The organism is Pseudomonas sp. (assembly GCF_050739655.1).
In the GTDB taxonomy this organism is placed as follows: domain Bacteria; phylum Pseudomonadota; class Gammaproteobacteria; order Pseudomonadales; family Pseudomonadaceae; genus Aquipseudomonas.
Genome location: NZ_JBOIBY010000630.1, coordinates 1 through 11,024 on the forward strand (window position 1 = coordinate 1; position 11,024 = coordinate 11,024).

Genomic DNA, 11,024 nt, shown 5'->3' on the forward strand with positions numbered 1-11,024 from the left:
AACTGTAGGAGCAGCCGGTCGACGCTCGATTGCTCGCGAAAAACGTTAACGATGACGCGAGCATCCTGAATGGTTGCTGCGCCTACAAGTTTTTCGCGAGCAAGCTCGCTCCTACATTGGTCTTCATTCGCATAAGTGAACAGCATTACATCCTTAGGTCGGCGTTGTTTAAAAACGAACAGCAGCTGCGCAAAAACTAACATTCTTTAAACGAAAGCTAACAACTAGGATGACTGACAACAAGAACAACAAGACGAGGCCAGGGATGCAGTCTTCCCTTGATGAATACGATTACATCGTGGTCGGGGCAGGACCGGCCGGTTGTTTGCTGGCCAATCGACTGTCAGCCAACCCGCAACACCGGGTACTGCTGCTCGAAGCCGGTGGTCGCGATAACTACGCGTGGATTCACATCCCCGTGGGTTACCTGTTCTGCATCGGCAACCCACGCACCGATTGGTGCTTCAAGACCCAAGCGCAATCCGGCCTGCAAGGTCGCACACTGAGCTACCCACGCGGCAAGGTGCTCGGTGGCTGTTCCTCGATCAACGGCATGATCTACATGCGCGGCCAGGCGGGCGACTACGATGGCTGGGCGGCCGATGGCAATCCCGGTTGGCGCTGGCAGGACGTGCTGCCGCTGTTCAAGAAAAGCGAAAACCACTTTGCCGGTGAATCTCAATTTCACGGGGCCAGCGGTGACTGGCGGGTGGAGCGCCAGCGCCTGTCGTGGCCGATACTCGATGCCTTCCAGAGCGCCGCCGAGCAAAGCGGCATCGCCAGCATCGATGACTTCAACCAGGGCGACAACGAGGGTTGCGGCTACTTCCAGGTCAACCAGAAGTCCGGCATTCGTTGGAACGCGGCCAAGGCGTTTCTCAAGCCGATCCGCAATCGCGCCAACCTGACGGTGTTGACCGGTGTCGAAGTCGATCGCGTCCTGCTGGAAAACGGCCGAGCCTCGGCAGTCAGTGCCCGCTGGCAAGGTCAACCCAAGACCTTCAAGGCACGCAAGGAAATCATTCTGAGCGCCGGCTCCATTGGCTCGCCGAGCATCCTGCAACGCTCGGGAATCGGCCCTCGCCCGCTGCTGCAACGGCTGGGCATCGGCCTCGTCCATGAACTGGCCGGCGTGGGCGGCAATCTGCAGGATCACCTGCAACTGCGCCTGATCTACAAACTGGAAAATGCCCGCACGTTGAACCAGATCGCTGGCAGCCTGTGGGGCAAGATGGGGATGGGCCTGCGTTACCTGTACGACCGCAGCGGGCCGCTGTCGATGGCGCCGAGTCAACTCGGTGCGTTCGCCCGTTCCGGGCCGGAACAGACCTCGGCGAATCTTGAATACCACGTGCAGCCACTGTCGCTGGAGCGCTTCGGCGAACCGTTGCACAACTTCCCGGCGTTTACCGCGTCGGTCTGCGACTTGCGCCCGCAAAGCCGTGGTCGGGTAGAAATCCGCTCGGCCAACCCGCTGGAAGCGCCGCTGATTCAACCCAACTACCTGAGTCACCCCGAGGATTTGCGGGTCGCTGCCGACGCCATTCGCCTGACCCGTCGTATCGTCGCCGCCCCGGCCCTGAAAGCCTTCAAGCCCGTCGAATACCTGCCCGGCGAAAGCCTGCAAAGCGAAGAGCAACTGCATGAAGCCGCCGCGCGGATCGGCACCACGATTTTCCATCCGGTCGGTACTTGCCGCATGGGCAACGATGCCGACGCAGTGGTCGACGCCCAACTGCGCGTACACGGCATCCCCGGTCTGCGCGTCGCCGATGCCTCGATCATGCCGCGCATCACCTCGGGCAACACCTGTTCACCTACGCTGATGATCGCCGAGAAGGCGGCACAGCTGATTCTCAACGCCGACACAAGGAACATTACCCAGGATAAGGAACTGGCCACACACCCGTGACCGTACGCGGCCCCAGTTGATCGTTCCCACGCTCTGCGTGGGAATGCAGCCCGGGACGCTCTGCGTCCCAATCCAGAGCCGAACGCGGAGCGTCCGCTGAGGCATTCCCACGCGGAGCGTGGGAACGATCTGTATCGAGCATCACCCCAGCAAGGAACACGCAACATCAGTGAAACAACAAAAACAATCACTGTGAGGGATACCGGTATGTCAGAACATGTTCAGCCCCTGGAAGCCACGCGCAGCGTGGGCACCAGCCAGGAAACCCAGAAAGTCATCTTCGCCTCGTCGCTCGGGACGGTCTTCGAGTGGTATGACTTTTTCCTCTACGGCGCCCTCGCGGCGGTGATCAGCAAGCAGTTCTTCGCCGGGGTCAACGACACCACGGCGTTCATCTTTGCCCTGATGGCCTTCGCCGCCGGCTTCATCGTGCGGCCGTTCGGTGCCCTGGTGTTCGGTCGACTGGGGGACATGATCGGGCGTAAATACACCTTCCTCGCGACCATCGTCCTGATGGGCCTGGCGACCTTCTGTGTCGGTTTGCTGCCCAACTACGCCAGCATCGGCATCGCCGCACCGATCATCCTCGTGGTGTTGCGCATGCTTCAGGGCCTGGCGCTGGGTGGTGAGTACGGCGGCGCGGCGACCTATGTCGCCGAACACGCGCCGATGGGCAAACGCGGCTTCCACACCAGCTGGATTCAGTCCACGGCCACCCTTGGCCTCTTGCTGTCGCTGCTGGTGGTGCTGGGTTGCCGTTACTTCACCGGCGATCAGTTCGAAGTCTGGGGCTGGCGCATTCCGTTCCTGTTTTCGATCATCCTGCTGGGCATCTCCACCTGGATTCGCATGAGCCTGCACGAATCGCCTGCCTTCATGAAAATGAAAGAGGAAGGCAAGCTCTGCAAGTCGCCGATTCGTGATTCCTTCGGCAAATGGGAAAACCTCAAGGTTGTATTGATTGCCCTGTTCAGCATCAACGCCGGGCAAGCCGTGACGTTCTACGCGGCGCAGTTCTACGTTTTGTTCTTCCTTACCCAGTTCCTGAAAATGGACCCGGCCGTAGCCAACGGCCTGCTGATCGTCAGCGTAACCATTGGCGCGCCGTTCTTCATTTTCTTCGGCTGGCTGTCGGACAAGGTCGGGCGTAAACCGGTGCTGATGCTCGGCCTGTTGCTGGCCACCGTGCTGTACTTCCCGATCTTCAAGACCCTGGCCCACTACGCCAACCCGGCCATCGACCTGGCCAGTCGCCAGGCCCCGATCACCGTACTGGCCGACCCGGCCACCTGCACCTTCCAGTTCGACCCGGTGGGCAAGGCGAAATTTGATAGCCCTTGCGACAAGGTCAAGACCTTCCTGATCAAGCAAGGCCTGCCGTACCAGAGCGAGGCGGCCCCTGCCGGCAGCGGCGTGCAGGTGAGCGTCGGCGACGTGAAGATCGACGGTTTCGACGAAGCCGCCTTGCGTGGCGCGGTGACCCTCGCCGGCTACCCACAACAGGCAGACATGCAGCAGATCAACAAACCGATGATCGTGGCCTTGATCGTGGCGCTGATCATCATCTCTGCCATGTGCTACGGCCCGCTGGCGGCGCTGATGGTCGAACTGTTCCCGACCCGAATCCGCTACACCTCAATGTCCCTGCCCTACCACATCGGCAACGGCTGGTTTGGCGGGTTCCTGCCGACCGTGTCGTTTGCGCTGGTGGTCTACACCGGGGATATCTTCTATGGGCTGTGGTACCCGGTGCTGATTACCGCGGTGAGCCTGGTGGTGGGGATGATTTGCCTGCGTGAGACACGCAATGTGGATCTCGATAAAAACTGAAGCAACGTAAACACATTCGTACTGTAGGAGTTGCCGCAGGCTGCGATCTTTTGATCTCGCTTTTAAAATCAAAAGATCGCAGCCTCGTTGCACTCGGCAGCTCCTACAGGGGATTGGGGTGAACAGCACTGCCAGATTTGGTTAATCTCATACGAAGACTCAACGGCACTCACCCGACCGAGGCACCGGCATGATCATTTCCTCTGCATCCGATTACCGCGAGGCAGCACGTCGAAAACTCCCACGCTTTCTGTTCGATTACATTGATGGCGGTGCTTATGCAGAGCATACGCTGCGGGCCAACAGCGCTGACCTGACAGGCATCAGCCTGCGCCAGCGCATCCTGAAAAACGTCGAAACCCTGAGCCTTGAAACCACCCTCTTCAATCAACCACTTTCAATGCCCATCATCCTCGCGCCTGTGGGGCTGACGGGCATGTTCGCCCGTCGTGGTGAAGTGCAGGCGGTGAAGGCTGCGCAAAACAAAGGCATACCCTTGTGCCTGTCCACGGTCTCGGTGTGTTCGATAGAAGAAGTCGTGGCACAAAGTCAGCAACCCATCTGGTTCCAGCTGTATGTGTTGAAGGACCGGGGGTTCATGAAAAACGCGCTGGAGCGGGCCAAGGCCGCCGGTGTGAAGAACCTGGTGTTCACGGTCGATATGCCCACGCCGGGCGCACGTTACCGCGATGCACACTCGGGCATGTCCGGGCCTTTTGCGTCATCGCGGCGCATGCTCCAGGCCATGACCCGACCCGATTGGGCCTTCAATGTGGGCGTCATGGGCCGCCCCCACGACCTGGGCAATATCTCCAAATACCTCGGCAAGGCCGTGACGCTGGAAGACTACATGGGCTGGCTGGCCAACAACTTCGATCCGTCGATCAGCTGGAGCGATCTGGAATGGATTCGCGATTTCTGGAAAGGCCCGATGATCATCAAAGGCATCCTCGACCCTCAGGATGCCAAGGACGCCGTGAATTTTGGCGCCGATGGCATTGTCGTGTCGAACCACGGCGGCAGGCAGCTGGACGGCGTGCTCTCCACCACCAAGGCATTACCACCCATCAAACAGGCCATCGGTGATGATTTGACGGTGCTGGTCGATTCGGGCATCCGTTCGGGGCTTGATGTTGTGCGCATGTTGGCGTTGGGCGCCAAAGGTGTGTTGCTGGGGCGTTCGATGGCCTATGCATTGGCTGCTGATGGTCAACGCGGGGTGGAAAACATGCTGGATATTTTCGCCAGGGAAATGCGCGTGGCGATGACATTGACCGGTGTGACTTCAATCGCTCAGATCGATGAACACACGCTGGTGCAGGCGATAAATCACGGGGGCTGACGGCGATGGTTTCTGCCATGGACAGAAACCATCGTCATCGGCCTGTTGTATCGATCAGACCTCATCGAGAAGTTCGAACTTCACCTGATCCGGATAGAACGCTACATATTCCTTGATCTGCTCTACAGACACCTTCGGGTGCTCGTAACTCCACACTGCGTTGGCGCCTTCATGCCCCGGAACCTGCAAACTGAAATAGCTGGCATCCCCCTTGTACGGGCAATAGCTGGTGTGATCGGTGCGCGCATAATATTTTTCGTCGATGTCCTCCCGAGGCACGTAGTACACCGGTGGGTAGTTGGCTTCCAGCAAGACCAGTGCACGAGCGGAGGCCGCGACCTGGATTCCGTGGAACTTCACCAACAGGCAGCCAGGCTGCTCGGCAATGGTGATGACAGGACTAGGACCGGTACTTTTCATGGAAAACGTTCCTCATGACGGTGAAGGGCCTGTTATCGATAAGCTTGCCTGAAATGGCCGGGATATCGCTCTCGATCCATCAGGTATAACGCAACTTCAACGCCTTTGTTGGCTTCACAGCCGAACGGATTGCCGAGGAGTTGAAATCAAAAGCTGTACATCCATACAGATAAAGATTGCTCCCAGGCGCATCACCGGCCATTCTGTACACCTCTTTGAACACTGATCGACGATGGTGGCTATGCGGCTGTACCTCTGTGAAAAACCTTCCCAGGCCAAAGACATTGCGGCCGTACTCGGTGCCAGGCGCCGAGGTGACGGCTGCTGGCTGGGAACGGATGTCACGGTGACCTGGTGCATCGGCCATCTACTGGAAACCGCACCGCCAGATGCCTATGACGCGCGCTACAAGCGCTGGGTGCTGGCAGACCTGCCGATCATTCCCGACAAATGGAAGATGACCGTCAAGCCGCGTACGGCCAGTCAGTACAAGGCGGTCAAACGCCTGCTGGGCGAAGCCTCGGAGCTGATCATTGCCACGGACGCCGATCGTGAGGGCGAGATGATCGCCCGGGAACTTGTGGAGCATTGCCGATATCGCGGACCGATCCGCCGGCTGTGGCTGTCAGCGCTCGACGAAGCTTCCATCCGCAAGGCCCTTGCCGCACTCAAGCCGGGTGCCGAAACCTTCAGTCTTTACCATTCGGCGCTGGGACGTTCCCGGGCCGATTGGTTGATCGGCATGAACATGAGTCGGCTCTTCACGCTGCTGGGGCGTCAGTCTGGCTACCAAGGCGTGTTGCCGGTCGGCCGGGTACAAACCCCGACCCTGCGCCTGGTGGTGGATCGTGATCGCAGCATTGCCGACTTCGTGCCGGTCGCCTACTGGGCCATCGATGTGCAACTGTTGCATGACAGCACCGCCTTCACCGCGCAATGGCGCGCAGCCTCCGACGTTTGCGACGATCAGGATCGCTGTCTGAACCAGGCAATCGCCCAGCAGGCAGCCACGGCAATGATGGGCGCTGCGAATGCCAAGGTAATCAAGCTGCGCACCGAGCGCATGCGCGAAGTGGCGCCGCTGCCGTTCGATTTGGGCACCTTGCAGGAAGTCTGCTCGAAGAAGCTCGGGCTTGGCGCCCAGGAAACCCTCGATATTGCCCAGGCGCTCTACGAAACCTACAAGGTCATCACCTATCCGCGCAGCGACTGCGGCTATCTGCCCGTCAGCCAGCACAGTGAAGCGCCGGGCATTCTCGCCGCGCTGCGACAGGCCGATCCGACACTGGAGGCCTTGCGCGACCACCTGGAGCCCCACAGGCGCTCACGGGCCTGGAACGACGCCAAAGTCAGCGCGCACCACGGCATCATCCCCACCGCTGCCGCGAAAAACCTTGAACGCCTGACCGGCAAACACCGGGCGGTCTATACCTTGATTCGCGCACGGTACCTCGCGCAGTTCCTGCCCAACCACGAATACGACCGCACCCAGGCTGACTTCGACTGTGCCGGTCAAGCCTTGCGCGCGGTGGGCAAACAGATCGTCGAGCCTGGCTGGAAGCGCGCCTTGCCCGAAGCCCTTGCACCCGCCAAGGGCCGCGAAGCGCCGGCGCCGCAAACCTTGCCGAACCTGCGCGAAGGGATTGATTGCGCGGTGGCCAACGTCCAGCTCAAGGACCTCTGGACCCAACCGCCCAAACCGTTCACCGAGGGTGACCTGATCAAGGCGATGAAGAACGTCGCCAAACTGGTTGAAGATCCGCTACTCAAGCAAAAGCTCAGGGACACCACCGGCATTGGCACCGAAGCGACCCGCGCGTCGATCATCCAGGGCCTGCTCGACCGTGGTTATCTGGTTAAGAACGGCAAGGCCCTCTGCGCCACACCCGCCGCGTTCAGCCTGATCGATGCCGTGCCCCGCGCCATTGCCGACCCGGGTACCACGGCCATTTGGGAGCAAGCCCTCGACATGGTGCAAAGCGGGGAAATGAGCCTTGAAGAGTTCGTCACCAAACAGGCTGCTTGGATGAGCAAACAAGTCAGCCGCTGTGCCGGCTTGAGCCTGACCATCTCGGGGCCAGCGAGCCCTGCCGGACGTGGTGCCACGCCCTGGAAAAACAAGCGCAAACCCACCAAGCGCAAAGCATCGACCAGCGCCAAACGCACGACAAAAACGGCGGGCAAGGCCTGATTGACCATACTGATGGTGCCCCACCGCAGGAGTCAGCCAGCATGCCCCTGATAGAACTGCACGCCGCACAACGCGACGAGCTGGAAACGATTGAAAACCTGATGCAGTTCTACACCTACGATTTCAGCGAGTGGGTACCGCTGAATTTCGGTGAGTTTGGCTTCTTCACTTTGCGTTCACTGGCGGACTACTGGCGAAAACCCGCGACCCGCCCGTTTCTGATCAAGGTCGACGACGAAATCGCCGGTTTCGTGACCCTGGATGACGAGACCCACCTGCCCGGCACCCAGTACAACATGGGCTATCTGTTCGTTAGCCGACGTTTTCGTGGCCAGGGTGTCGCGAAGTTTGTCGTTTCCACCCTCTTGAGCCGCTTTCCCGGGCAATGGCAGATTTTCCACATCGAGGCGAACAAACCCGCACAGCTGTTCTGGGCCGCGGTGATGCCTGACCTCAGCGCAGGCACATTTACCCTGCAATCCCTCACGGTTGAGGGTTATCCCTGCACCTTCTACCGCTTCGCGGCGCCATCGCCGTCAGCCTGAGCGGCACGCTCACACAGCTTTTTTTAATTCCATGCAGCTTTGTCCGACAATATGTAGTGACTAAAAATAATCACTACAAAACCGTTGACGCCTTCGATTTGCCCTTGCATGATGCAGACATCTCCCCGATCGGGAGTACTGGTAACACGCTTGAGCAAGCTCGTCTGACCGCCGAGCTGTTTTTTCCGGATACACGCTGCCCACAAGGCAGATTGAAGAAGCTGACCTGGCCTGAACGTCCAGTACAAGGGCGAGAAGCGCTGGCGATCCATCCTCATGAAGCTTGTAGCCGACACTGAAAACGTCGGCAGGGGCCAAAAGGTAATCGCTGCTTCTCTTCGTTGTGACGCTATTGCGTAGCAGTTATTCAACACGACTACATGCAACAGACGCGGGACCCCGTCGATTTCGGCGGACGACTGCTGACGTCCTGGTTTCGGTGCCAGGGATCAACTAACCGATGGGCTACATGTATTAGCGATATCAACTTTGAAAGATCACCAAATGGTCAAGGGAGCTTTATCATGAATCTGAACAATCAACCCACTATCGAAGAATTGGCTCGTATGTTCGCGGCGAAAAAAGACAGCCTCGACAACCATATCCTGTGGATCAGCAAGTCGGGCCAGGTTCAGATCGACTGCCTGTCGCCACACTCCCATGAAGCGGAGTTCGACCAGAACAACCAGAATCTGCTTGCCCGACTGAAGATGTACCGTCGCGGCCAAGGCTATGTCGGCAAGAAAGCCGCGGCCGACAAAGACTTCATCGGTAATGTTCTGCAAACACTGAATCAGGCCTGGGATTCGATGCAGAATAAAAACGAAGTTCGGGTAATTGATCGGTTCTACTAATTCAAATGAGTCTTTAATGACTCATGAATAAAAAGGGCCTGCTCTTGATAAGAGCAGGCCCTTTTTAATGGCTAATGCTGTTCACTTCAGCGAATGAAGGCCACTGTAGGAGCAGCCGGTCGACGCTCGATTGCTCCGGGCGGCGTTCCGACGAAAAACCTGTAGACGCCGCGATCATTCAGGATGCTCGCGTCATCGTTAACGTTTTTCGCGAGCAAGCTCGCTCCTACAAAAGCTTTACTGTATGGGAGCCGTTCAGCGTTTAACGCCCAGATCGATCTGGGTCATGCGGCTGCGAATGGTGAACACGCCGTCGCCCGAGAGAATCGCGCTGCGTGCAAACAGACGCCCGCTTTCCCAGTTCGACAGGCCCAGTTCCGGCTTGTTAAGCGCGTACTGGCCATCAACCCAACGGGTTATGCCGTTGCCGACAAAGGGTGCGTTGACCGCGTTGTAGAAATGCTCCTGGGTCACCGCGTCTTCACTGATCAACGACACGGTGAACTGCGGGCTGTAGCGATTGAACAAGGCGATGGCGCTGTCCAGGTCGTCGACTATTTTCAGGCTGACTTCCGGCGTTTCTTCCCACTCCCACTCGCGACCCAATTGATCTTCCGGCAGCGCTTCGGCCAGTGCTTCAGTCTGGTAGCCCTCGGCGCGGTACACCTCGACGGTTGCGGTTTGCCAATCCGCTGGCAGGAACGCCTCACTGCCCTCGACGATGTGCAACTTGCAGCCTTGGCCCCGTGACTTGCCCGCCTGTTGCAGCGCATCCAGAAACAGCGGCACCAATTCCGCTGCGCGGTCACGGTGAATCAGACAAACGTTCAAGGTATTGCAGACTTTGCGGTCCAGGGAGTTGCGTACCACGCTGGCAAAGCGCGTGGCATCGGCATCGGCATGGGCAATCAGCCAGGCACCACCGGTGCCGTGCAGGCTGACGGCGGTGCCGGCCTGTTGCGCGATGCTGCCCAATTGGCTGACGGCACGACCCGAACCACGGGCCACAGCCAGCGACAGACGCCGGTCGGCGAACATCGCCCAACCGGCGGCATGGTTGACGCTTTCTACCAGCGATACCGCCCCCTCGGGCAACCCGGCGTCGCTCAATGCAGGGTTCAGTGCATGGGTGACGATCGCCTGGGCCGTGCCCAATGCATCGCTGCCAATACGCAGTACCGCGGTGTTGCCAGTGCGCAATACGCCAGCGGCATCGGCGAAGACATTCGGCCGACCTTCGAAGACAAACGCGACGATGCCCAGCGGCGAGACCACTTGCTCGACTTTCCAACCATCGTGCTCGACGCAGCTGATCACCTTGCCGCGCGAGGCCGACGCATCGCGCCAGGCCCGCAGGCCGGCAATCATGTCGCGGCGCATGCGTTCATCGGCCAGCAACCGCGTGGTCGAACGACCACGGGCCTTGGCCCGTTCGATGTCGGCCCGGTTGGCCGCTTCGATCAAGGCCCAGCATTCCGGGGTTTCCAGGCGTTGGGCGAACAGATCGAAGAAGGTGCTGATCGCCTGATCCGACACCGCCGACATCGCGCTGAATGCCGCTTCTGCGCGCTCGATCGCCACCGCCGCCGCCTGCTGGTCGGCCACGGGGATCAGCAACAACTCGCCGCTGACCTGCTCCACCAACAAATGGTCTCCGGGCTGGAAGCGTGCTGCCAGTTCGGGGCTGACTTCAGTGACACGATTACCGGCGAAAGGGATCTGCGTGCCAGCGACTAGACGTTCGAGCGCAAGAGACATGAAGCGGTTACACCATGCAATGGGCGGGTGGAAAATGTATAGCAAAACACCCGGAGCGTCATCCGCCGCCAATTCCTTGTGTGAGCCCACTCGTGAAGGCGTCAGGTCAGTCAACATTGATATTGAATGTGCCGGCCCCGTCGCGGGCAGGCCCGCTCCCACAGTGTTCAGC

Annotated in this window: 8 protein-coding genes; 6 read left to right on the plus strand and 2 right to left on the minus strand. The window is 59.3% G+C overall.

Features of this window, described 5'->3' with window-relative positions; translation table 11 throughout:
- The first annotated feature begins 265 nt into the window (after positions 1-265).
- From ACRESJ_RS30035 to lldD, 3 genes are all read left to right on the plus strand, one after another.
- Positions 266-1,912 carry a GMC family oxidoreductase gene (locus ACRESJ_RS30035; RefSeq protein WP_431761130.1) on the plus strand — a complete coding sequence of 549 codons (1,647 nt, stop codon included), beginning with the start codon at positions 266-268 and terminating at the stop codon, positions 1,910-1,912.
- Between the two features lie 207 nt (positions 1,913-2,119).
- Positions 2,120-3,742, plus strand: a complete 1,623-nt coding sequence (locus tag ACRESJ_RS30040) for an MFS transporter (RefSeq protein ID WP_431761131.1) — start codon at positions 2,120-2,122, stop codon at positions 3,740-3,742.
- Positions 3,743-3,932: 190 nt separating this feature from the next.
- Entirely contained in the window at positions 3,933-5,084 is a 1,152-nt protein-coding gene (gene lldD, locus ACRESJ_RS30045; RefSeq protein ID WP_431761132.1) for an FMN-dependent L-lactate dehydrogenase LldD, read from the plus strand.
- 54 nt (positions 5,085-5,138) lie between these two features.
- Here lldD and ACRESJ_RS30050 read toward each other — a convergent pair whose 3' ends face one another.
- Positions 5,139-5,504 carry a DUF427 domain-containing protein gene (locus ACRESJ_RS30050; protein WP_431761133.1) on the minus strand — a complete coding sequence of 122 codons (366 nt, stop codon included), beginning with the start codon at positions 5,502-5,504 and terminating at the stop codon, positions 5,139-5,141.
- Positions 5,505-5,745: 241 nt separating this feature from the next.
- Here ACRESJ_RS30050 and ACRESJ_RS30055 point away from each other — a divergent pair, with 241 nt between their 5' ends.
- The 3 genes from ACRESJ_RS30055 (at position 5,746) to ACRESJ_RS30065 (ending at position 9,094) form a co-directional block, all read left to right on the plus strand.
- Positions 5,746-7,695, plus strand: coding sequence for a DNA topoisomerase III (locus tag ACRESJ_RS30055; protein WP_431761134.1), 1,950 nt, complete (start codon positions 5,746-5,748; stop codon positions 7,693-7,695).
- A gap of 41 nt (positions 7,696-7,736) precedes the next feature.
- Positions 7,737-8,240 carry a GNAT family N-acetyltransferase gene (locus ACRESJ_RS30060; RefSeq protein WP_431761135.1) on the plus strand — a complete coding sequence of 168 codons (504 nt, stop codon included), beginning with the start codon at positions 7,737-7,739 and terminating at the stop codon, positions 8,238-8,240.
- A gap of 524 nt (positions 8,241-8,764) precedes the next feature.
- On the plus strand, positions 8,765-9,094 hold the full coding sequence (locus tag ACRESJ_RS30065) for a hypothetical protein (RefSeq protein WP_431761136.1): 330 nt from the start codon (positions 8,765-8,767) through the stop codon (positions 9,092-9,094).
- 255 nt (positions 9,095-9,349) lie between these two features.
- On the opposite strand, the gene ACRESJ_RS30070 is transcribed toward ACRESJ_RS30065, so the two are convergent.
- Positions 9,350-10,852, minus strand: coding sequence for an aldehyde dehydrogenase family protein (locus ACRESJ_RS30070; protein WP_431761137.1), 1,503 nt, complete (start codon positions 10,850-10,852; stop codon positions 9,350-9,352).
- Positions 10,853-11,024 lie beyond the last annotated feature (172 nt).